We start from the raw sequence: 22,395 nt of genomic DNA, 5'->3' as shown, positions 1-22,395 counted from the left end.
ATCACCGCTGCACAGCGTCGGTGGCGGGCCGCCTGCCTGCGGCGACGCGCACGGCCGCGGTCAGGGCGGCGAAACCGGCGAGGATCAGGGCGACGTCGAGGAAGCGTCCCGGGTTCTCCGACAGAGCGGCCAGCAAGGCGGCCACGGCCGCACCGGTGGTACCGGTGAGCAGCACGACCAGCAGCCAGCCCGCGGTGTGCCGCGCCCGCGCGACCGCAGCGAAGGCCGCGAGCAGATTGATCACCAGGAGCACGGCGACGCCGGCGAGAACCGCCTCGACCCAGGACACCCAGTCACCTCCTCGGGAACGTCGGCCACCTCAAGCTAACACCGCCATTGTCCCAACGACCGGTCAGGGAGCGGTGCGGGGGCGACCTCGCGGCCGCCTCCAGTGAGTCGACAGTCAGCCACGGAGGCCGTACCGAACGCCGTAAGCGCTCTCTGCGAGCTCGTCGCAGCCCTAGGACAGGAACAGCAATCGAAGCGCAGCGGCACGGGTTCTCCCGACAGGGCGGGCCGGACGACGGGATCGAAGACACCAAGACCGGGAGCCACCCAGCAACCCGCGCGCCGTGTGGATACGTCACGCACCCTCAGCACGGTGGCGACGATCGCCGTAAGGGCGCCGCCCCCGATCGCCATTGCAGGGCCAACCCGCTGACGAGCAAGCCGACTCCGATCGCCAGGTGTGACCCGGAGGTCTCATGGTTCACCAGCAAGCTCAGAAGTGGCAGTGGCGTGAGCACGCCCGCCAGCACGAGCACAGTGGGGAGCGCCCACGCCCAGGTCACGCTGAGCCAGCGAAGACAGATCAGGGTGAGACCGACACTCACCAGAGCGTTCTCGGCGTTACCGCCGACGAAGTCTGCGAGATTCCTCGACTGCGCGGGGCTCACGTCAGTCGGTGAGCCAAATGCATGTGCTGCGACGGCTGATGGCAACACGGCAAGCACAGCCGCTAGGCACACGATGCCTGAGTAGAGCGTGAGCCAACCGCGGCGCCGGGCCTGCTGCTCGATCCACGCCGCAGGCGAAACAAGCCCTAGTGCCACGACGACGGGGAGGAACATTGGCGCGACCATGTACGCCAGCGGGTAGATGTCGCCGGTGGACTGTGCCCCCGGAAGGGGTACCGAGCAAAGCGCGGTCGTGACCGCGGTGATCGCTGCAAGTGCCCCCACGGTGTACGCGGGGTGACGCACCCGCACGAGCACCCACAGAGGTTCGACCACGGACCGCGTTGTCATGCGCCGCAGTGCGCGATCGGCTCGAGCCACCACTGCCATTGCTCGTCTTCCGGGAGGTCACTGATCTCAGCGAGGGCCGGAGCGGAGCCTACTGCCGTGGCATACCCCGAGCGATCCCACAACCATTCCCGCCGGAGGTGGTAGTCATCGCCGTAATCCGCGAGCCACTCATCGCACACGCCCCAGGACGACAAGGGCTGTATGAGGTTCTGCGCAACGGTCGTCGGGTGTAGCGCTGGGCGGGAGGGCAGAACCACTGTCGCGCCGTCGTCCATCCCGGGCTCTGTCACCAGGGGAGGAAACGCCCCGGCAGGAGCGTCTGCAGTGATCTCGGCGATCACGCTGGCTACGTCATCCATGACGTCCGCGTTCTCGGGATAAAGGCAGACCTCGATCGCGCCGACCACCTGGCACTCCGCGTCTTCGACGCCGATAGCTCGTTCCGTGAAACGCGCGCCTTCAGAGTTCAGGAGCAAGACCCCAGACACCACCGCTCCGCACGCCACGATCCCCCACACACCCCACGCCAAGCGCGACGAAGTCCCAGGCGCACCGGGGGGACGGAGGAAAAACTGCACCCCCAACGCAGCGAGAGAGATGAACCAGACGGCTTGGGCCATGATGACGTGCGACTGGATTTCAAACAGCGAAGGAAAGCCCACCGACGACAGTGGAGTGAAGACACTCACCACAGTGTCCGGCTCGCTCCCGGCGTAGACAGGCAACAGAAAGCTGGCCACCATGAGCGAAGGCACGGCGACGACGAGGGGGAGGCGAGAACCGGCAATCACGGCGATAGCCGCCCACATGGCGATGGATCCGGCTCCCATGAAAAAGAGTGCTGGCTCAAGACCTTGGAGCGATCCATGCAAGGTACTTGAAGCCAACAAGAGAAGCGTCAGAGCGAGGTAGCCGCCCAGAAAAGGCGCCACGAAGCCCACATACGCAGACAACCGCGCCATGCGCGCTCGCCCTGGGTCCTTCTCGATAAACCGCAAGCTGCCATCGAACATCCTCTTTGAGGCCACTGCCAGCGTGGCGGTCATCAGCGGGTTCATCAGCACCGAAGCGGTCGCTGCCATTTGCAGTGCCGAGTTGACCTCACCCATCCAGAGGGAATTCGAGTGGGCGTAGTACGTCGCAACGACAGTGCCCGCCGCGGCCAGCGCGAGATTGGCGCGGTTTCGTAAAAATATGCCGATCACGCAGGACCACCTGGGTCGGCGGTCGGGTCCATGGCCATGCGCTCGAGAATGGCCCGGTTAAGTGCCTCAACGGTGAGGTCGTGAGGCGCGCACAGTGCCGCAGGGTTACCACTAAACTGCGCGCGACCATCATCGAGCAGTACAATCCGATTCGCGTCAACCGCCATCGCATCGACCACGTGTGTGGAAATCATCACCGGCATCGCGTCGCTGAGTCGACTCAGTAACGCGATAAGCCCATCACGCTGAATGGGGTCGAGAGCGTTCATGGGCTCGTCGAGCAAGAGCACCGCGGGGTTCCCAGCCAGGACTGCGGCCAGTGCGCAGCGCTGCTGCATGCCTCCTGACAGTCGACCGATTCGATGAGCGCTACGGTCGGCGAGATCGACCTGTTCGATCGCTTCCACCGCGCGCTCGTTCGCCTCGAACTTCGCTTGGCCCTGGAGCCAGGCGGCGTAGGTCACGAACTCCTTGACGCTCAAGTGCGACGGCAGGGTGAGCGTCTGCGGCAGATACCCAATGACCGGGCGGTCACCCTCGGGTGCGCCGCTGAAGGCGACATCACCTGCTGCCCGGATGAGATCACCTGCAAGAAGCCGCAGCAGCGTCGTCTTGCCGGCCCCATTGCGACCAATGAGTAGCGTCAGCCCTGAGATTGCAAGATCTAGTCCGCGAATCACCTCGCGGCCACGATATCCGCCACGGAGAGACCGCACTTCCAGCAACGGGGACAGGTCAGTCCCACCCTCTCTACTTACGAACCGTCTGTTGTAGGACTCATTCAGTGCGCCAGGATCTACCATTCGACCTGAGAATACCCGAGCCCGGTAAATGCTGGCGTCTGAAGCGGCATTACCCCGAAGTGATACTGGCCCGCCGCCCACGAAGCCGAGTTGGTGACTGCGGCATCCAGACAGTATTCTCTCCCAAAGAGGTGGTATTCGATCGCATCCGGCAAGAACGCACGGTGGCGTCGGAGCTGCATCTCGTACGTAGCCTCCGAGTGCGGGCAGCCATAGACATCACTCTGAACTCGACCCGAAGATGTTCGGGCGGGCATTGTCCAGTCGCCGGAACTGCTTGCCGGGATTCGATTGAGCGTTGCGGACGACAGGGATCCCATCTGATAGTTGTAACCCACCGTGACCGCCTGGACCGCCGTGGGCAGCGCAAGCACCATGACCACAGCAGTCACCAGCAGAGAGAATGAACGCCTAGTTGATGACAACACAAGAACCCTCTTGTTTCGTTGATGCGTGGAGGCTACGCCTCTCACTTAGCGGGAGTCAAGGAAGTGGGCGACCTACGTCTGATTTACTTGTTGTTCTCCTGACGGTGGTCAGGAGAGAGGCCAGCAGGCGGTTCCTTGTAAGGCAGCGGAGCGCCCTTGCGTGCCTGGTTCTCCTGGGTTTCGACATCGCTGGCGGTGAATGGCCCTTCGGGGTCCATCAGGAAGGCGATGTGGTGGTCGGCGTTGTCGCGCCTCCCGCAGACGTTCGCGGCCCCATCGTGAACCCGGAGCAGCAGGGTGTGAAGGGGCCTCAAGGCCGACGGCGAGCCGGTTGCCTACCGGCGGAATCCCGCGGTGTGTGGGCAGTCCGAGGTCACCCCCGCCGCAACAGCACCCTGGCGATCCGTGGCTGGGCGGCCTTGCCGAGCTCGGTGAGCAGGAAGACCACGAGGGACAGGCCCACCACCAGACCCCACTGCGCGGGCGTGATGGGGGCGGAGCCGAACCACAGGTTCATGAAGGGCGCGTAGACGAACACGCTCTGCAGCACGAGCAACGCCCCGGCGGAGATCCAGATGACCCGGTTCCCGCGGAACACCTTCGGCGTGAGGCTGGACTTGTCGAGGTAGCGGCAGCTGAACAAGTAGGCCAGCTGGGCGAAGGCCAGCAGGGTCACCGCCGTGGTCTCGGCCTGCGCGGTCGGCGTGCCCGCACCCACCAGGCTGTAGAAGGCCACCAGAGTGATGCCGCCGATGAGCACTGACACGATGGCGATCCGCACCACGTAATGAGCGGTGAGGATGCCGGATTTCACCGGCCGAGGTGGCCGGTTCATGATGTCGGGCTCGGCCGGTTCGTAGGCGAGGGCCAGGGAGAGCGTGACCGCGGTGATCAGGTTGATCCACAGGACCTGCACGGGCGCGAGGGGGAGCTGGAGGCCGAGGAAGACGGCCACGAGGATCACCAGGGCCTGCGCGCCGCTGGTGGGCAGCAGGAAGAGCACCGACTTGCGGATGTTGTCGTAGATCCGCCGCCCTTCCTCCACCGCCCGCTCGATGGTGGTGAAGTTGTCGTCCGCGAGGACGATCTCGGCGGCCTCCTTGGTGGCCTCGGTGCCCTTGATGCCCATGGCCACGCCCACATTGGCCTGGGCCAGGGCGGGGGCGTCGTTCACGCCGTCGCCGGTCATGGCCGCGACCTCGTCGTGGGCCTGGAGCGCGGAGACGATGCGGAGCTTGTGCTCGGGGCTGGTGCGGGCGAAGACGTCGACGTCTCGCACCACGGCGCGCAGCTGCTCGGTGCTCATCGCCTCGAGTTCCGCTCCGGTGAGCACCGCGGGGGCCTCGGTCTCTGCGGTCTCCTCTTCCTGCCGGCGCTCGTCGGTCACAATGCCCATCTCGCGGGCGATGGCCAGCGCTGTGCCGGCGTGGTCGCCGGTGATCATCTTGACCCGGATTCCGGCCTGCCGGCACTGGGCGATCGCCTCAATGGCCTCGGGCCGGGGCGGGTCGACGATGCCGACGATCCCGCACAGCTCGAGCCCGCTCTCCACATCCTCCGTGGTGAGTTCGGTCGTTCCCGCCGGCGCCGTGGCACGGGCGGTGGCGAGCACGCGCAGACCGCGAGCGCTCAGCTCCTCGATCCACTCCTCCCAGCGCTCGCTCTCCAGGGGGACGGCGTCGCCGTCGGCGCCGATCTGCGTGGCACAGCGGGTGAGGATGCGGTCGGGCGCGCCCTTGACGTGGATGTGCGTGTGGCCCTCGCGGTCCTCGTCGAGGGTGGCCATGTACTTCGTCTCGGAGGAGAACGGTAGGGAGTTCAGGCGCCGCCAGTTCTCCGGGTCCTGTCCGGCCTTGCGGGCCAGGCTGTGCAGCGCGCCCTCGGTGGGCTCGCCCACGAGCTGCCAGCCGCGCGCCTCGTCGTGCAGGATCTGCGCGTCGTTGCAGGCCATCGCCACGGCGACGACGCCGTCCAATGCGGCGTCCGGTGTGGCGCTCTCCCCGCCGTCTTCGGGGGCGATGTCGCCGACCGGGGCATAGCCGCTGCCCTCGACCGCGAAGCTGCCCGAAGCGGTGCGGACCACCCGCGCGGTCATCTCATTCTTGGTCAGGGTGCCGGTCTTGTCCGAGCAGATGGTGGTCACCGCGCCGAGGGTCTCCACCGCCGGGAGCTTGCGGGTAATGGCGTGCCGCCGGGCCATCTGCTGCACCCCCAGGGCCAGAGTGATGGTCACCAGCGCGGGGAGGCCTTCGGGCACCGCGGCGACGGCGACGCCGATAGCCGCGGAGATCAGATCCGGGAGGGGTATGTCGTGGACGGTCCGGCCCACCACGGCCATGACCAGGGCGATCACCGCGATGGCGACCGCGATGACCTTCCCCAGGCGCCCGAGTTCACGGGTCAGCGGCGTCTCCAGGGACTCGACCTCGGCGATCATTGTCTGGATCCGGCCGATCTCGGTGGCCTGCCCGGTGGCGGTGACGACGCCGGTGCCCTGGCCGGCCGCGACGAGGGTGCCAGAGAACAGCATGCTGGTGCGGTCACCCAGGCCGGCCTCGGCGTCGACGGCGGCCACGGACTTCTCCGCCGAGACCGACTCGCCCGTGAGCGCTGATTCCTCCACGTTCAGCGATCGCGCCTCGAGCAGGCGCACGTCGGCGGGCACGCGCGCGCCCGCGCCCACCCGCACGACGTCGCCGGGCACGAGGTCCGCGGCATCGACGTCCGACCACGCGCCGTCGCGCCGTACCTGCGCGGTGGGCGAAAGCATGTGCCGGATGCCGTCGAGTGCCTTCTCGGCGCGCCCCTCCTGGATGAATCCGATGGCGGCGTTGATGACCGCCACGGCCAGGATGACGGAGAAGTCGACCCAGTCGCCCAGGATGGCCTTCAGCGCGGCGGCCACCAGCAAGATATAGATGAGCACGTCATCGAAGTGGGAGAGGATCCGGCGCCAGAGCGGGTCGCGCTCCGGGGGCGCGAGGCGGTTGGGGCCGTGCTCCTCGAGGCGGCGTTCCGCCTCGGTGGTGGCCAGGCCCCGTTCCTCGGACTCCATCGCGGACATGACCTCGTGAGGACTGCTCGCCCAGGGGGCGAGGTCCTGTTCGGCGGTGAGCTCAGTGTGCTGACCAGGGGTGTCCACTCAACGATCCTTTCAAATCGAAGCTGGGCGCGCATGGGACAGAGGTCCCGAGGGGGTGGGTGGCGAGTGTTCCGGACCTCGCTACTCACCCGGCGCGTGGACCGCAGCGAGAAGACGATCGAGTACTCCGTGCGCCGACTGACTCGCTGCGGAATCGCCCGGGCGCTGAGCCAGCCAGAGCGCTGCCTCGTTCATCGCCCCCGAGAGCTGGACCGCAAGGGGCTCGGCGCTGACCTGCGCCTCCCCTGCCTGCACCAGGATCTCGCGCAAGTGGGCGCCTGAGTGCTGGGCGTCGAGTTCACGCCACTCCTGCCAACCGATGACCGCCGGGGCGTCTATGAGCAGGATGCGAGCGACCGAGGGGTGCGTGGTCGCCTCGAGGAAGGCATGGCTGCCGGCACGCAGTTGTGCGACCGGATCGTCGCCGGCGCACTCGGCCGCTGCGAGGACAGCTGCCGCGACCTCGGCCTGGAGCTGGGCCACCACGGCACGGAACAACCCCTGCTTACTCCCGAAGTGGTGGTAGACGGCTCCACGCGTCACTCCGGCTGATTGCGCCACGTCATCGAGCGACACCTGAGCGAAGCCGCGGCTTGCGAACAGGTCCCGCGCGGCAGCGAGGACTTCTCGAGCGGTAGCAGCGGCCGCTGCGGCAGAGGCGCGTGGCATGGCCCTTCCTTTACGTACTCGGTGTATGTATTCTGCGAACCGTTAGATACACATCGTACGTAAAGGAGACCACCATGTCTGTCACGAGCTTCTACCCCGTGCTGATGACCGGCGACGTCGCCGCCTCAGCGACCTTCTACCGTGACGTTCTGGGCTTAGAAACCACTTACGACGGCGGCTGGTACGTCAGCTTGCGGCTCGGCGCTTACGAGTTGGCGCTCTTGGACCACCGGCACGAGACCATCCCGGCAGGCTTCGGCGCGCCGGCGCAAGGCGTGATCCTCAACCTCGAGGTCGAGGATGCGCGCGCCCTCCATGACCGCCTGATCGACAAGCATGATCTGACAGTGGTCTTGGCGTTGCGGGACGAGGACTTCGGCCAGCGCCACTTCATCATCGAGGCGCCCGACGGTCTCCTGCTCGACGTAATCCAACCGATCACCCCGACCGGTGAGTACGCAGACGCCTACATCAGCGCCTGACGCTGCCGGTCTGCGGCACTATCTGCGGACAGAACCGATGACGGCGACCGGGCTGTGACCGTGGTGCAGCACGCCGTGACTGACGGAGCCGAGGAGGGCCGCTCGCATCGTGCCCACGCCCCGCGATCCGACCACCACGAGGTCGGCCGTCTTGGACGCTTCGGCGAGGACCCACGCGGGGTGTCCGTCGATGATCTCAATGTCGGTGGTGACATCAGGGTTCTCCTGGCGCCAGCGTTCGACCTCGGCACGCAGAGCCGCCTCCTCGCCGGCGATGAGGTCCGCGCGCGTCACGCGGGTATAGATGGAACCGTCGTAGATGGTGCTGTTCCCGGCATTGATGACGCGCAGCTTGGCGCCGGTGCGCGCGGCCACCTCGAAGGCGTAGGTCAGGGCGCGTTGCGCGGCTTCGGACCAGTCGTAGCCCACCACGATCGTGCCGTGCGGGCGATCGATCGTCTGCCGGACGACCACCACGGGCTTGTCCGTATGGCCCGCGACTTTGAGGGAGACCGAGCCGATGACCAGACTGGTGAAGCCGCCGCGCCCCCGGCTGCCGAGCACCACCTCGCTGGCCTCGCCGATCTCGGCGAGGATCGTTTCGGCCACCGGGCCGGTGCGCCGGTCCACGCTGACGGAGATCTCGGGAGCCACGGCGGACGCCGCCTGCGCGGCCTTCTTCAGGATGCGCTCTCCCTCCTCCCGGTCCCGCTCGAGGTAATCAGGGGGGACCTGGAGGCCGGGGGCATAGGCTTCGAGGACGCACAGGATCCGAAGCTCGGCACCGACTGCCAGGGCGCGCATCGCGGCCCATTCCACCGCCGCCGTGCTGGAGACCGAGCCATCGGTCGCGACCAGGATCTGACGTGTCACCGGACTCACCCGTCCCTTCGACGTTGTGCTCCCATCGTCCACCGATTGGCTCGCGGCGGCCAGGGCCGAAGGTCCCTGGTCGGGTGACGTCGCCGGGCCGTCAGCGGGTGCGTTCCCGGACTCGTGACGACGTGCGGTGGGCCGATCGCCCCGCTACCTGGCCATGTCCACGAACCGGGCGTAGTGGCCCTGAAAGGCCACGACGATCGTGTCGGTGGGGCCGTTGCGGTGCTTGGCCACGATGATGTCGGCCTCGCCGGCGCGCGGGGACTCTCGGTCGTAGGCGTCTTCGCGGTGCAGCAGCATCACGATGTCGGCGTCCTGTTCGAGACTGTTGTGTACGGCCACGCCATTGGCCACGAAGTTGTGGCTGCCCGCAACCGTCGCATCGAAGACTTGCTCACTGCCCTCGTACTCGATCGTCACCACTCGATCCCACAGCAGATCATTCGTGGCCATGAGTTCGAGATCTTCACGATCGAGGGTCTGAGCGACTTTCACCAAAGCTCCGCCTTGCCTCGCCTCTGCAGCACGCAGCGATCGACCGATTCCAGACACAACGTCTTCGACCCGCGCCGGGCCTGAGAGAATCTCGCCAACCTCATGCCAAGGGGTACTGGAGGTCGAGGCCCGGCGAACAGCCCCTGTCGTAAGCCGCTGCCTGAGCGATGCCGCTACCGGGCCGGCCGCACCGTCGACGGCGATCCTCTCGAGAAAGATCCGCTTTTCCTGTGTACCGGTGATTGCCATCGTCCGGCCGTCACCTGCACGCATTGAGTTGAGCCCAAACCGCAGCAGCAAATTCATCACTGCCTCCGCGATCCGCACCGATGAGGTCCTCAAGCGGACCGAGCCACCTCCGGGGCCATCCCCTACCGTGCCGCTCAGCGACCAGAGCTCACGAAGGAACAGCGCGATCTGATGCTTGGGAAGGCTGAACACGTCCGACGGCACCGCAGAGCTCGGTCGGTCCGCCGCCACGGCGTGGGCCAGCATGATGACCTTCCGGTCATCCCATGCCGTCTCGCGTTCCGGGGCCGGGATGTGCCGTGGCACGCCGATGCGTGAGCCCGCTTCGAGTTCTCCTAGCGCTACCCATCCGTTGTAGGTGAGGAACTTGTGGTTCGGAGTCGCCCTCACCTCCCTCCCGGAGGCCAGCTTCATCCGGTAGACCGGCTTCGTGCCCGTGGTGAAGACCGAGGTGATGTGCCGGCGTACGTACTTCAAGCGGTCATCGAGAGCCCAGACCGGCACGTCCTTCTCACCGGAAAGGAAGAGCTCCCCGATGGTGGACTCGGCGCCCGTGTCGGCGCGCAGAATCCGTGTCTCCGCAGGAAGGCAGCCCGACTCACGAAGGTCGCTCATCATCGGCTTCTTGTCGGTGCGCTGCTCCGGGCCTCGGTTCAGCTGGGCGACGGCGATCACCGGCACCTCGATCTCCTTGGCCAGCAACTTCAAGGCGCGGGAGAACTCCGAAACCTCTTGCTGACGCGACTCCACGCGTTTGCCCGAGCTCATCAGCTGCAGGTAGTCGACCACCACGAGCTTGAGATCGTGCCGTTGCTTGAGGCGCCGGCACTTGGCGCGGATCTCCATCATCGACATGTTCGGGCTGTCATCGATGAACAACGGGGCATCCGAGACCTTGGACATGGCCGAGGCCATCTTGGTCCAGTCCTCCTCGCGCATAGTGCCGTTACGCATCTTCTGCAGCGGCACCTGCCCCTCGGCCGAGAGCAGACGCATCGTGATCTCGTTGCGGCTCATCTCCAGGGAGAAGATCACCGAAGTCTGACCGTGCCTGACGGACGCATTCCGGCAGATATCTACGGCCAGTGTCGAGTTGTGGGTGGGGACCATCGATCGAGTTGCCAGGTAGAGATGGCTCGGGTGTTCGATCTGTACGCAACGGACCGGCACACTCGGCACCGACCGGACATGCTTGATGTATCGAGAGCGCAGTCGCGGGGTCGAGGGCCGGCGGCGCCGCTTGTGCGCTAGCTTCTTGCGCTCGAGCGCAAACACGTCGTCGTCAGTCGTGAATGTGATGACGTAGCTGGTGGAAGAGTCCTCCGAACGGCCCGCCACACGCTTGGTGTACCACCCGGTGCGATAGCCGAGGCTGTGGATCAGTTCCCGGGTGTCTCGTGCCAGGGGCTCGTGGGTGAGGGCGATCTGAACAGACCCCTGCTTCATCACGGTGCCGTCCGTGTCGAGCAGCCCGGCAAGCACCTCGCGGCGCTGCCTCTCACTAGCGCGCAGATACGTGAGCGGGATGTGTTTGTTGTTCAGCACGCCCACCTTGCGCAGCAAGACCTGGAAGCTGCCGTGGTCCGCGTAGCAGTCACGGCAAAGTCCGCGGCCTGAAGCGGGCGTGCCGCAGTCGCGGCAGCTGGGAATCACTTGCGGCAACTTGAGCGTCTTCCTGCGGCCACCGCACTGTCGTCCACAGGTGCGGACGTGGGCCTGCTTGGGAAGGTAGGTCGCTCCGCAGACATCACACGTGCGCTCCTGCAGCGCAGGTGGCTTCGGCAGAGTGATCGAGTAGCCGTACTTTCCCGCTCCTGGCTTCACCACGTATCCGCCAGCTTCCATCCTCGCGACGATCTCCGGGTCCGCCGTCGTCATCCGGCCCCCGGCGCTGTGGCCGTCACCGAGCCATGCGCCAAGCACGTATGGGTCGATAGGGAGCTCGGCCTCCGGGAGATTGAGCGGCAGCGAGTTGGTCACGCTGTGGTTCATGCGCTTGTCCGCGGTCTGGCAGCGAACCGTCCGGGCGATCTCCTCGGTGGTACGCACCTCAGCGAAAGTTCGCTGGCTCCGGTAACCGTTGTAGCCCACTGCCGCGGCTTGGGCCGACTTCCGCGACGCGCGGGTATCAGTGAGCCACTGGTGTTCGGCGTCGGCGACCACGGTGGTGCCGTCATCGAACTCGATCTCGAAGCATGGGCGATCGGCCATGACCTCGGTGGTCGCGACCACGCGGGTCGGAGACCCATCGGCGGCCACCAACCAGTCACCTTCTCTGACCTCACCCATGGTGGTCCAGCCCGACGGCGTGGGCAGAGCCGTCTCCAGTGCGAGCGCCTTACCCATCGCAGGCCTGGCCGCGATGATCACCATCTGGCCGCCGTGCAGGCCGTTGGTGAGGGAGTCCAGGTCCGCGAAGCCGGTGGGCACACCGACCATGCCGTCGCCCCGGTCCGCCGCGGCCTCGATCTCCTCCATCGTGGGGTTGATCGTCTCGCGCAGCGGCACGTAGTCCTCAGAGGTGCGGCGTTCGGTGACGGCGTAGACCTCAGCCTGCGCGTTGTCCACCAGGGCATCGACCTCACCTCCGTCGGTGGAGTAGCCGAGCTGCACGATGCGCGTGCCGGCCTCCACCAGGCGGCGCAGCACCGCCTGCTCGCGCACCAGGCGGGCGTAGTAGCCGGCGTTCGCCGCAGTGGGTACCGAGGAGATCAGGGTGTGGAGATAGGGCGCGCCACCGATCCGCGCAATCTCCCCGCGCTTGGACAGTTCCGCGGAGACGGTGACGGCGTCGGCCGGCTCACCGCGCCCGTAGAGGTCGATCACCGCCTCGTAGATCACCTCGTGGGCCGGGCGGTAAAAGTCATTGGGGCGCAGCTCCTCGATGACGTCTGCGATGGCGTCCTTGGACAGCAGCATGCCGCCGAGCACCGATTGCTCCGCCGCGATGTCCTGCGGCGGAGTCCGGTCGAATCCCTGACCGGACGAGCGCTCTTCAGCCACCGTCAACCCACTTCCCTTCACCAACGAGCCAGAGCCCACCCTCGCACCGGCCTCTGACACCAGCCGGCACCGACCGGAGACGCCGACGGTATGCGCGTGGCAGCGCCCTCGCCCTGCCATCACCCTGCGTGCGCTCACGCGAGGGTACGCCGTTCCGAGGCCCGGCGGATTCCGCCCTGTGCACGGAGCGGTCGTATCCTGTGGACGCCCTGTGGACCCTGCCCACACCCTTGTGCACAGGTTGGGGACAAACCTGTGGGAGAACCGGCACGGACTCGCCGGTTCCGGCCACTACGCCACTTCCACAGGGGCCAGAAGCTGTGGACGGAAAGTAGGACCCAGATCCGTGGATGACACGCGCGAGCCCGCACGCGACCCTCAACCTGAACCTGAGGCACCACGCAGCACCGGCGGCGCCCCCGTCACCTCGCTCCGTGGGCGGGCGCTGGACCGCCAGATCCTCTCGCTCGCCGTCCCCGCCCTGGGCGCCCTCGTGGCGCAGCCGCTCTTCGTCCTCGCCGACTCGGCCATGGTCGGCCATCTCGGTTCCGGGGAGCTCGCCGGCCTCGCCCTGGCCTCGACGATCCTGACGACGGTCGTCGGCGCCTTCGTCTTCCTCGCCTATGCCACCACCGCCGCCACCGCGCGCCGCGTGGGCGCCGGGGACCGTAGGGGAGGGGTCGCGGCCGGCATCGACGGCGTCTGGCTCGCGCTGCTCCTCGGGCTCCTCAGCGCCGCGGTCCTGATCGTCATCGCCCCCTGGGTGGTCGCGGCCGCACCGGCGGAGGTCTCGCCGCACGCCGAGGACTATCTGCGGTACTCCGCCCCCGGGCTCCCCGGCATGCTCGTGGTTCTGGCCGCCACCGGCACCCTGCGCGGACTCCTGGACACCCGCACGCCCTTCGTGGTGGCCGTGGCCGGAGCCATCACCAACGTCGCGCTCAACGCGCTGTTCATCTACGGCCTCGACATGGGGGTGGCTGGCTCCGGCCTCGGCACCGCGATCACCGAGACCGCCATGGGCGTGTGCCTCGCCCTGGTGCTGTGGAGAAAGTCCCGGACCCTCGGGGTCTCCCTGCGCCCGCGCGGCTCCGGGATCTGGGGCTCCGCCATCGCCGGTGTGCCATTGCTCATCCGCACCCTGACCCTGCGCGCCGCGGTGATGCTCACCGTGGTCGTGGCGACCTCCCTCGGCACCGTGACGCTCGCCGGGCACCAGGTGGTCAACGCCATGTGGGGTCTGTCCGCCCTGGCGCTGGACGCCCTCGCCATCGCGGCGCAGGCGCTCGTGGGGCAGTCCCTGGGGGCGGGCGATCGCGGCCATGTGCGCGCGGTGCTGCGCCGTGGGCTGCAGTGGGGCGTGACCGCCGGGGTGCTCATCGGCCTGCTCTTCGCCGCCACGGGCTGGTGGCTCGCGCCGATCTTCACCACTGATCCTGACGTGCGGCTTGCGGCCGCGGTGGGCCTGGCCGTGATCGGCGCGTGCATGCCGGTGGCCGGGTACGTCTTCGTCCTCGACGGCGTCCTCATCGGCGCGGGCGACGGTCCCTACCTGGCGCGAGCGGGCGTCGCCACGCTGGTGGCCTACGTTCCGCTGGCCCTGCTGGTGTGGTTCCTGGTCGACGACGGCGTCGCGGGCCTAGCCTGGCTCTGGCTGTCCTTCGGCGGCGGCTTCATGCTCGCCCGCGCCGTCACTCTGGGCGTGCGGATCCGCGGCGACCGCTGGATGGTCACCGGCGCCAGCCGCTGAGCCCGGTCGCCCAGTCGACTCGCCGCGCGCGCTCGCGAGTAAGTGGAGCGACGTGCGCAGGGAGAGCGAGTACAGGGACAACAGGTGAAGAGAACGCGCGAAAGAGTGCACAGGCACGACGGAGCCCCTGGCACCTTCCGGCACCAGGGGCTCCGCCGCAGCCTGCGGGTGGTCACCCACCCACCGAATCAGGCGGGGACGACCTCCACCGCGATGGATGCGCGCACGTCCTCGTGGAGGCGCACCTCCACCGAGTGGTTACCCGTCACCTTGATCGGGTTGCGGACCTCGATCTTGCGGCGGTCCAGCTCCGGGCCGCCGTCGGCCTTGACCGCGTCGGCCACGTCGGATGCGGTCACGGCGCCGAAGAGGCGGCCGGACTCACCCGCGCGCACCTTGATGCGCACCGGCTTGGACTGCAACCGGTCGCGGATCGCCTGGGCCTCGTCGAGACTGGCGATCGCGCGGGAGCGGCGAGCGTTCGTGATCTGGTCGACCTGCTTCTGGCCGCCCTTGGTCCACCGGGTGGCCAGGCCACGCGGCACGAGGTAGTTCCGGGCGTACCCGTCCTTGACCTCGACGATGTCGCCCGGGGCTCCCAGGCCGTCGACCTCGTTCGTGAGGATCAGCTTTGCCATCGTATTTCTCCCTCGCCTCAGCGTGCCGAGCTCGAGTACGGCAGCAGGGCCATCTCGCGCGCGTTCTTGACGGCCTTGGCGATCAGGCGCTGCTCCTGCACGGAGACGCCGGTCACGCGACGGGCGCGGATCTTGCCGCGGTCCGAGACGAACTTCCGCAGCAGCGTGGTGTCCTTGTAGTCAATCTTCTCGACCGACCGCAACGGGTTGGCCTTCTTCTTCGGTGCGCGAAGAACGGGCTTCGCCATGGTGGTACTCCTCGTGTCTCTCAGGTGGGCGGGCGCCTGTAGCGCCGCCCTTGGGTCAATGAGTGACGCCGCCGTGCAGGGTTCCGGTGCCGATCAGGCACCGGATCTCTGTCAGAACGGCGGGTCGTTGTCGAAGCTGCTCGAACCGCCCGTGGCCCAGGGGTCGTCGGACTGGCCGCCGCCGGGGGCGTTGTAGCCGCCCTGGCCACCGCCGTAGCCACCCTGGCCACCGCCCTGGCCGCCCTGCTGGCCGCCGCTGAATCCGCCACCCTGTCCCCCACCGGAGGTGCGGGTGATCTTGGCGGTCGCGTTGCGCAGTGAAGCGCCGACCTCGTCGGCCTGCATCTCCACCACGGTGCGGCGCTCGCCCTCGCGGGTCTCGAAGGAACGCTGCTGAAGGCGTCCCTGCACGACCACGCGCGAGCCCTTGGTCAGGGACTCAGCCACGTTCTCGCCAAGCTGACGCCAGGCGGAGCAGCGCATGAACAGCGTCTCGCCGTCCTTGAACTCGTTCGCCTGACGATCGAAGGTCCGCGGCGTGGAGGCCACGGTGAAGCTGGCGACCGGAGCTCCCGACGCCGTGAAGCGCAGTTCGGGGTCGGCCGTCAGGTTTCCGACGATGGTGATGATGGTTTCGCCTGCCATGGATCTGCTCCCTTAACGGTGTGCGCGGGTGCCTGGGCTCGGTGACAACCGCGCTCAGGCGGCGTCGGGACGGATGAGCTTGGTGCGCAGCACGGCCTCGTTCAGGCCCAACTGGCGGTCGAGTTCCTGAGCAACCTCAGGAGTCGTGGTCATGTTGATCACGGCGTAGATGCCTTCGGTGCGCTTGTCGATCTCGTAGGCGAGACGACGCTTGCCCCAGATGTCGATGTTGTCGACGGTGCCGTTGGTCGTGACCACGGTGAGCAGCTTCTCGAGAGACGGCTGGACCGTCCGCTCATCAACCTCGGGCTCGAGGATGAGCATCAGCTCGTAATTGCGCATGTGTGTACCCCACCTCCTATGGGCTTAACGGTCACGGTCTCTCCGTGACAGGAGGGTTCATCGCGCGGCCCCCGAACGGCGATCGCAGGCGCGATCGGCCGGAATGAGGGCCAGCTACGCAGTCTAGGGCATCGAGTGGTGCGCGGCGCAGGCGAATCTGGTCACACCGGAGCACACCGCGCTAGGGGCTGGCTTGACCGTCACTTCCGGACGGCGGAGCCGCATCGCCGCCCTCGCCGTCGCCCGGCGGATCCGTGCCGCCACCGCCGCCGTTGCCACCGCCGCCGTTGCCCGGCGGGGTCGGCGACGGGCTGGGTGTGGGGCTCGGCGAAGGGCTGGGTGTGGGGCTCGGCGTCGGGCTGGGTTCCTCCGTGGGCTCCTGTGTCGGCTCCTGAGTGGGCTCCTGTGTCGGCTCCTCCGTGGGCTCCTGTGTCGGCTCCTCGGTGGGTTCCGGCTCAGGCTCCGGTTCGGGCTCAGGCTCCGGGGCCGGCACGGGGGCGGGGGCAGGAGCCCCGGGCGGCGGCGACCAGGTGCGCTCGGGGAAGTCCTCGATCTCCATGCCCTCGGTGGCCACGGCCATGTAGTCACGCCAGATATCGGTCGGGAAGGTTCCGCCGGCCACCAGGTCCACACCGCCAAAGCCGGTGAGCTGGCGCGGGTTGCCGTCCTCGTCCTCCTCGAACATCACCACCGCCGTGGTCAACTGCGGCACATAGCCCACGAACCACGCCGAGCGGTATTCCTGGGAGGAACCCGTCTTCCCGGCCACCGGGCGGCCGATCTCCCCGGCGGTCCGGCCGGTGCCGCGCTCGACCACCTGCTGCATCGCATAGGTCGCCTCAGCCACCACGTCGGTCTCGAAGACCCGCTCGCTGGCGACCTCGGCCTCGTAGAGGGTGTTGCCGGCGTTGTCGCGCACCTCGGCCACGATGAAGGGATCGTGCCGCACGCCCTCGTCGGCGAAGGTGGCGAAGGCCCGCGCCATGTCGATCGGCCGGGGTGAGGCCGTGCCCAGCACGTTGGAGATGAATGGATCCAGACCCGAGGTGTCCTCGGGGAGACCGGCCCGCACGGCCACGTCCTGTGTGGCCTCCGGCCCGACGTCCCGGTTCAGCAGGACGTAGCTGGTGTTGACCGAGTCTGCGGTCATATCGATCAGGTCGATGTTGCCGCGATTGATGGTGTCGTAGTTCCGCACCGGCCGGTCGTAGCCGTCGATGTCCATCGGCGAGTACGAGGGGTAGCGCTGGGTGAGCGGAATGTCCTCTTCCAGGGCCGCCACCAGCGCGAAGGGCTTGAAGGTCGAGCCTGCCTGGGCGGTGCCCTGGGTGGCGTCGTTGAAGGAACGGGACACGAAGTCGGGGCCGCCGTAGAGCGCCACGATCGCGCCGGTGTCCGATTCGAGGGAGACCAGGGCCGCACGGTTCTGCTCGGGGCGATCCTCGGGCAGGTTGTCCACCGCTTGGACGGCGGCCTCCTGGGAGTCGGCGTCGATCGTGGTGACGATGGACAGGCCGCGGGTGTCGATCTCGGCCTCGGTGAGGCCGGCGCGCTCCATCGTCTCCTGACGGGCCATGTGCAGCAGGTAACCGGTGGGACCGCCGTAGATGTTCTCGGTGCGCTGCGGGAGCACCTCGGGGTACTCGGCCTCGTCGGCCTCCTCCTGGGTGATCCAGCCGTCCTGGACCATCAGGGCGATGACACGCTCGAAGCGCTGCTCAGCGCGCTCGGGGCTCACTGCCGGGTCCCACACCGAAGGGGCGGGGATGATTCCCGCGAGCAGGGCGGATTCCGCCAGTTCGAGTTCGGCGGCCGGCTTGCCAAAGTAGTTCCGGGCCGCCATCTCCACGCCGTAGGCGCCGCGGCCGAAGTAGATGGTGTTGAGGTAGTTGCCCAGCACCTCGTCCTTGGTCTGGGACTGGTCGAGCTTGAGGGCCAGGATCGCCTCCTGGAACTTGGCCCAGTACGAGGTGGTGGCCTCACCCATGTAGTACCGCTCGGCGTACTGCTGGGTCAGTGTGGACCCGCCCTGGCGGGGCAGGCCGCGCACGTTGTTCCACAGCGCGCGTGCCACGCCGCGCACATCGACGCCCATGTTCTCGTAGAAGGTGCGGTCCTCGGAGGCGATGACGGCGTGGGGCAGGTGCTCGGGCAGGTCCTCCAGCTCAAGCACGCGGCGCGAAACCTCCGCGAAGCTCCCCATCTCGGTCTCACCATCGGCGTAGTAGATGGTGGTCGATTCTGCGAGCGCGAAGTCATCCGGTTCGGGAACGTCGATGGTGGCGTACGCGATCGCGAACACGCCGGCGGCTCCGGCCACGCCGAGGAGGAACAGCGCGAGGAGAAGGCGCAGCACGAAGCTCCGGCGGCTGCCACGCTTCGTGGCGCCGCTCCGGCTCTTCTTTCCCTGGCGTGAGGCTCGCGTTGGCTGTGTGCCCATGATTGGCAGTATGCGCTGAGCCCTCTCGCGCGCGCGTCCACGGTGCTCGATCTCACGGCCCCATTAGGGTGTCCTGGGATCGGGATCACTGCGGCGCCCTCCAGGCCCGCGGTGACGCCCCACAGGGAACGACACAATCGAGGAGCACGAATGGGCATCAGGGTTGCCATTGCCGGGGTAGGAAATTGCGCGTCATCCTTGGTTCAAGGGGTGCACTACTACGCCGATGCCGACCCCGCCGCCAGTGTTCCCGGGCTGATGCACGTGGAGTTCGGCGGCTATCACGTGCGCGACTTGGAGTTCGTGCTGGCCCTCGACGTGGACGGCAAGAAGGTGGGTGCTGATCTGGCCGAGGCGATCAACGCCTCGGAGAACAACACCATCAAGATCTGCGATGTCCCACCCCTGGGCGTGCCGGTGCAGCGTGGCCACACCTTCGACGGCCTGGGCACCTACTATCGCGAGACCATCGCGGAATCGGCCGCCGAGCCCATTGACGTGGTCGCTGCACTGCGCGAGTCCCAGGCCGATGTGCTGGTCTGCTACCTGCCGGTAGGTTCCGAGGAGGCAGCGAAGTTCTACGCCCAGTGCGCGATCGACGCCGGGGTGGCCTTCGTGAACGCGCTCCCGGTCTTCATCGCCGGCACAGCGGAGTGGGCCGAGAAGTTCGAGCGCGCCGGCGTGCCCATCGTGGGTGACGACATCAAGTCGCAGGTGGGCGCCACGATCACCCACCGGGTGCTGGCCAAGCTCTTCGAGGACCGCGGCGTCACGCTGGACCGCACCTACCAGCTGAACGTCGGCGGCAACATGGACTTCAAGAACATGCTCGAGCGGGAACGCCTGGCCTCGAAGAAGACCTCGAAGACTCAGGCTGTGACCTCGAATCTGCACGGTGAGCTCGCCGGCAAGACCGAGGACCGCAATGTGCACATCGGCCCTTCCGACTACGTGGCCTGGCTCGATGACCGGAAGTGGGCCTACGTGCGCCTGGAGGGCCGGGCTTTCGGCGACGTGCCCCTGAGCCTGGAGTACAAGCTCGAGGTCTGGGACTCGCCGAACTCCGCCGGCGTCATCATCGATGCGATCCGGGCCGCCAAGATCGCGCTCGATCGCGGCATCGGCGGTCCGCTGACGGCCGCGTCCAGTTACTTCATGAAGTCACCGCCCGAGCAGCGCCCCGACGACGTCGCGCAGGAATCCGTGGAGGCCTTCATCCGCGGCGACGTCGAGCGCTGAGGCCTCGCCGACACTCCAGGAGCAGTCCCATGTTCAGCATGTCCGACGGGCGCCCCGCCCCCGCCAACCCCGACGCCGTCGTCACCGGGGACACCTACCGCTTCACTGTGCTGACCAGCCGGCTGCTGCGCCTGGAGTACTCCGCCACGGGCACCTTCGTCGACGAGCGCACCCAGGCGGTGGTCGAGCGCGACATGGAGGTCCCTCCCTTCACCGTGACCCGGCACGGCGAGGGCGTCGAGATCGTCACCGAGCATCTCCACCTGCACTATGCCGGCGGCCCGTTCAGCTCTTCCACGCTCTCGGTGACCCTGCTGCGGGACGCGTGCGATCCGCACTACTCGACGTGGAAGTTCGGGCAGGAGTACCCCCAGAACCTCCCGCACCGGGGCAATCTGCTCGGCACCGCGCGCACCCTGGATGAGGTCGACGGCGCGGCGCCACTGGAGGACGGGATCCTCGCCACCTACGGCTTCGCAGTGCTCGATGACTCGCACTCGATCCTGCTCAGCTCCGATGGCTGGGTGGCGCCGCGGCCGGCTGACGGGCCCACCGACCCGCCCTCGCAGGACCTCTACTTCTTCGGTCACGGCCGCGACTTCCGCGGGGCCCTGCGCGACTTCCACCGCCTGACCGGCCCCACGCCGCTCATCCCGCGCCACGTGCTGGGCAACTGGTGGAGCCGTTACTGGCGCTACTCCGAGGAGTCCTACCTGGCGCTGATGGACCGTTTCGCCAGCGAGGGGATCCCGCTGTCGGTGGCGGTGATCGACATGGACTGGCACCTGGTCGACATCGATCCCGAGATCGGCACCGGCTGGACCGGGTACACCTGGAATCGCGAACTTTTCCCCGACCCGCCCCGCTTCCTGGCCGAACTGCACCGGCGCGGGCTCGCGGTCACCCTGAACACGCACCCGGCCGACGGGGTGCGCCGCCACGAAGAGCGCTATCCCGAGATGGCGGAAGCCACCGGCATCGACCCGGAGACCGGCGTGGCCGTCCCCTTCGACATCGCCTCGCGGGCCTTCGTGGACGCCTACCTGCGCGTGCTGCACCACCCGCTGGAGGAGGAGGGCGTCGACTTCTGGTGGCTGGACTGGCAATCGGGCGGCACCAGCGCCATTCCCGGCCTGGATCCGCTGTGGATGCTCAACCACATCCACTTCGCCGACTCCGGACGCGAGGGCAAGCGGCCGCTCACCTTCTCCCGTTATGCCGGCGTGGGCAGTCACCGCTACCCGATCGGTTTCTCCGGCGACGCGATCATCAGCTGGGACTCGCTCGACTTCCAGCCCACCTTCACCGCGACGGCAGCGAACGTGGGTTACTCCTGGTGGAGTCACGACGTCGGCGGCCATATGTTCGGCCGCCGGGACGTCGAACTCGCCGTGCGGTGGGTCCAGCTCGGCGTCTTCTCACCGATCACCCGGCTGCACTCCTCGGACAGCCCCTTCACCACGAAGGAGCCGTGGTCCTTCGGCGAGCGCGCCGCGCGGATCATGACCGAGTATCTGCGGCTGCGCCATCTACTCGTGCCCATGCTCTACACCGGTGCCTGGGCCGCACACACCGATGGCGTGGCTCTGGTGCGGCCGATGTACCACGACTACTCCCGCACACCTGAGGCCTTCGGCGTGCCGAACCAGGCCATGGTCGGTGAGCACCTCCTGCTCGCGCCGCTGACCTCCCCGGAGGACGGCGAGTCCCACCTGGCCACGGTCACGGCCTGGCTGCCGCCGGGATCCTGGGTGGATCTCTTCACCGGAGCCCGTCACGAGGGCGGGCGTTCGGTGCGCTTCCACCGTTCGCTGGAGCAGTACCCAGTACTGGCCCGGGCCGGTGCAGTGCTGCCGCTGCTGGCGGACCCGCACGCCGACATCTCCGCTCGGCCCGAGACACTGGTGCTGCGTGCCATCCCCGGAACGGGCACCTCACACCTTATCGAGGACGACGGCAGTGCGGCGCCCGAGGCCGAGGTCATGCGGTTCGAGCAGAGCCTCACTGTGGGGGACGACCCGGCTCTCGCGGACCTCACCCTCTCCTGCGAGCGCCTCAGTGGCCCGGCTGTCGCGGGCGTCCGGGGCGTGCTGGTCGACCTCGTCGGAGTCGAGTCGCTCGAGCACGCTGAGCTGACCGTCAACGGCGAGACGCGCCCGGTCACCGTGGTGGGCGCGGACCGGGACGCCGAGGCGCTGCTTGCGCCGGCGCTGCGCCTGGATCTTGGGCAGCTCGGTCTTGAGCACTTCACCCTGCAGGTCAGAGGTGCGCGCCGGCGGGAGCGGGATCTGGTCGCCGAGGCTTTCGCGCTGCTCGACGTCGCGGAGATCGCTTTCGTGGACAAGGAGCGCGCGTGGCAGGCGGTCCAGACGGTGGAAGGACTGGCGCTGGTGCAGGAGCTGGCCAGCATCGCGCTGCCGGCGCCGCTGCGCGATGCGCTGGTGGAGTGCGCTGCGGCCCGGCCTGCCTGGTGAAGCGGTCGGCGTCCGCG

At 67.7% G+C, this 22,395-nt stretch carries 19 protein-coding genes; 4 read left to right on the top strand and 15 right to left on the bottom strand.

What is annotated here, in order from left to right; translation table 11 throughout:
- Nucleotide 1: 1 nt before the first annotated feature.
- The 8 genes from EDD31_RS06625 to EDD31_RS06595 form a co-directional block, all read right to left on the bottom strand.
- On the bottom strand, nt 2-289 hold the full coding sequence (locus EDD31_RS06625; protein WP_123303460.1) for a hypothetical protein: 288 nt from the start codon (nt 287-289) through the stop codon (nt 2-4).
- A gap of 304 nt (nt 290-593) precedes the next feature.
- Nucleotides 594-1,247 carry a hypothetical protein gene (locus EDD31_RS06620; RefSeq protein ID WP_148058884.1) on the bottom strand — a complete coding sequence of 218 codons (654 nt, stop codon included), beginning with the start codon at nt 1,245-1,247 and terminating at the stop codon, nt 594-596.
- Nucleotides 1,244-2,452, bottom strand: coding sequence for a hypothetical protein (locus EDD31_RS06615; protein ID WP_123303458.1), 1,209 nt, complete (start codon nt 2,450-2,452; stop codon nt 1,244-1,246). The genes EDD31_RS06620 and EDD31_RS06615 overlap by 4 nt, the downstream gene beginning before the upstream one ends.
- Nucleotides 2,449-3,132 carry an ATP-binding cassette domain-containing protein gene (locus tag EDD31_RS06610; RefSeq protein WP_170163218.1) on the bottom strand — a complete coding sequence of 228 codons (684 nt, stop codon included), beginning with the start codon at nt 3,130-3,132 and terminating at the stop codon, nt 2,449-2,451. The genes EDD31_RS06615 and EDD31_RS06610 overlap by 4 nt, the downstream gene beginning before the upstream one ends.
- A gap of 116 nt (nt 3,133-3,248) precedes the next feature.
- Nucleotides 3,249-3,647, bottom strand: a complete 399-nt coding sequence (locus EDD31_RS14620) for a hypothetical protein (RefSeq protein WP_148058883.1) — start codon at nt 3,645-3,647, stop codon at nt 3,249-3,251.
- 119 nt (nt 3,648-3,766) lie between these two features.
- The gene (locus tag EDD31_RS06605) at nt 3,767-3,997 is read right to left on the bottom strand and encodes a hypothetical protein (protein WP_123303456.1); all 231 of its coding nucleotides are present in this window, start codon (nt 3,995-3,997) and stop codon (nt 3,767-3,769) included.
- 59 nt (nt 3,998-4,056) lie between these two features.
- Nucleotides 4,057-6,825: a cation-translocating P-type ATPase gene (locus EDD31_RS06600; protein WP_281270426.1), complete on the bottom strand. Its 2,769-nt coding sequence runs from the start codon at nt 6,823-6,825 to the stop codon at nt 4,057-4,059.
- Between the two features lie 81 nt (nt 6,826-6,906).
- On the bottom strand, nt 6,907-7,494 hold the full coding sequence (locus tag EDD31_RS06595) for a TetR/AcrR family transcriptional regulator (RefSeq protein WP_123303455.1): 588 nt from the start codon (nt 7,492-7,494) through the stop codon (nt 6,907-6,909).
- Between the two features lie 74 nt (nt 7,495-7,568).
- Between EDD31_RS06595 and EDD31_RS06590 the strand changes: the two genes are divergently transcribed.
- Nucleotides 7,569-7,976, top strand: a complete 408-nt coding sequence (locus tag EDD31_RS06590; RefSeq protein WP_123303454.1) for a VOC family protein — start codon at nt 7,569-7,571, stop codon at nt 7,974-7,976.
- Between the two features lie 18 nt (nt 7,977-7,994).
- On the opposite strand, the gene EDD31_RS06585 is transcribed toward EDD31_RS06590, so the two are convergent.
- Together EDD31_RS06585 and dnaB are read right to left on the bottom strand one after the other, a co-directional pair.
- The gene (locus EDD31_RS06585; protein ID WP_148058882.1) at nt 7,995-8,849 is read right to left on the bottom strand and encodes a universal stress protein; all 855 of its coding nucleotides are present in this window, start codon (nt 8,847-8,849) and stop codon (nt 7,995-7,997) included.
- Between the two features lie 153 nt (nt 8,850-9,002).
- On the bottom strand, nt 9,003-12,608 hold the full coding sequence (dnaB, locus tag EDD31_RS06580) for a replicative DNA helicase (RefSeq protein ID WP_245990971.1): 3,606 nt from the start codon (nt 12,606-12,608) through the stop codon (nt 9,003-9,005).
- Between the two features lie 340 nt (nt 12,609-12,948).
- Here dnaB and EDD31_RS06575 point away from each other — a divergent pair, with 340 nt between their 5' ends.
- A complete protein-coding gene (locus EDD31_RS06575) occupies nt 12,949-14,352 on the top strand; it encodes an MATE family efflux transporter (protein ID WP_123303451.1) in 1,404 nt (467 codons plus the stop codon).
- 188 nt (nt 14,353-14,540) lie between these two features.
- Here EDD31_RS06575 and rplI read toward each other — a convergent pair whose 3' ends face one another.
- From rplI to EDD31_RS06550, 5 genes are all read right to left on the bottom strand, one after another.
- On the bottom strand, nt 14,541-14,990 hold the full coding sequence (gene rplI, locus EDD31_RS06570; protein WP_123303450.1) for a 50S ribosomal protein L9: 450 nt from the start codon (nt 14,988-14,990) through the stop codon (nt 14,541-14,543).
- Between the two features lie 17 nt (nt 14,991-15,007).
- Nucleotides 15,008-15,238: a 30S ribosomal protein S18 gene (gene rpsR, locus EDD31_RS06565; RefSeq protein ID WP_123303449.1), complete on the bottom strand. Its 231-nt coding sequence runs from the start codon at nt 15,236-15,238 to the stop codon at nt 15,008-15,010.
- Between the two features lie 111 nt (nt 15,239-15,349).
- Complete coding sequence (locus EDD31_RS06560) at nt 15,350-15,883, bottom strand: single-stranded DNA-binding protein (RefSeq protein ID WP_123303448.1); 534 nt, start codon at nt 15,881-15,883, stop codon at nt 15,350-15,352.
- 54 nt (nt 15,884-15,937) lie between these two features.
- On the bottom strand, nt 15,938-16,225 hold the full coding sequence (gene rpsF / locus EDD31_RS06555; RefSeq protein WP_123303447.1) for a 30S ribosomal protein S6: 288 nt from the start codon (nt 16,223-16,225) through the stop codon (nt 15,938-15,940).
- A 181-nt stretch (nt 16,226-16,406) separates the two neighbouring features.
- Nucleotides 16,407-18,665, bottom strand: a complete 2,259-nt coding sequence (locus tag EDD31_RS06550; protein ID WP_123303446.1) for a transglycosylase domain-containing protein — start codon at nt 18,663-18,665, stop codon at nt 16,407-16,409.
- A gap of 150 nt (nt 18,666-18,815) precedes the next feature.
- Here EDD31_RS06550 and EDD31_RS06545 point away from each other — a divergent pair, with 150 nt between their 5' ends.
- Complete coding sequence (locus EDD31_RS06545) at nt 18,816-19,904, top strand: inositol-3-phosphate synthase (protein WP_123303445.1); 1,089 nt, start codon at nt 18,816-18,818, stop codon at nt 19,902-19,904.
- A gap of 29 nt (nt 19,905-19,933) precedes the next feature.
- Nucleotides 19,934-22,378, top strand: a complete 2,445-nt coding sequence (locus EDD31_RS06540; RefSeq protein WP_211336075.1) for a glycoside hydrolase family 31 protein — start codon at nt 19,934-19,936, stop codon at nt 22,376-22,378.
- Nucleotides 22,379-22,395: the final 17 nt, after the last annotated feature.

Source organism: Bogoriella caseilytica, assembly GCF_003752405.1.
GTDB classification, from domain to species: domain Bacteria; phylum Actinomycetota; class Actinomycetes; order Actinomycetales; family Actinomycetaceae; genus Allobogoriella; species Allobogoriella caseilytica.
The sequence above is the reverse complement of the archived record's forward strand: the minus strand, read 5'-3'. Positions and strand labels throughout refer to the sequence as shown.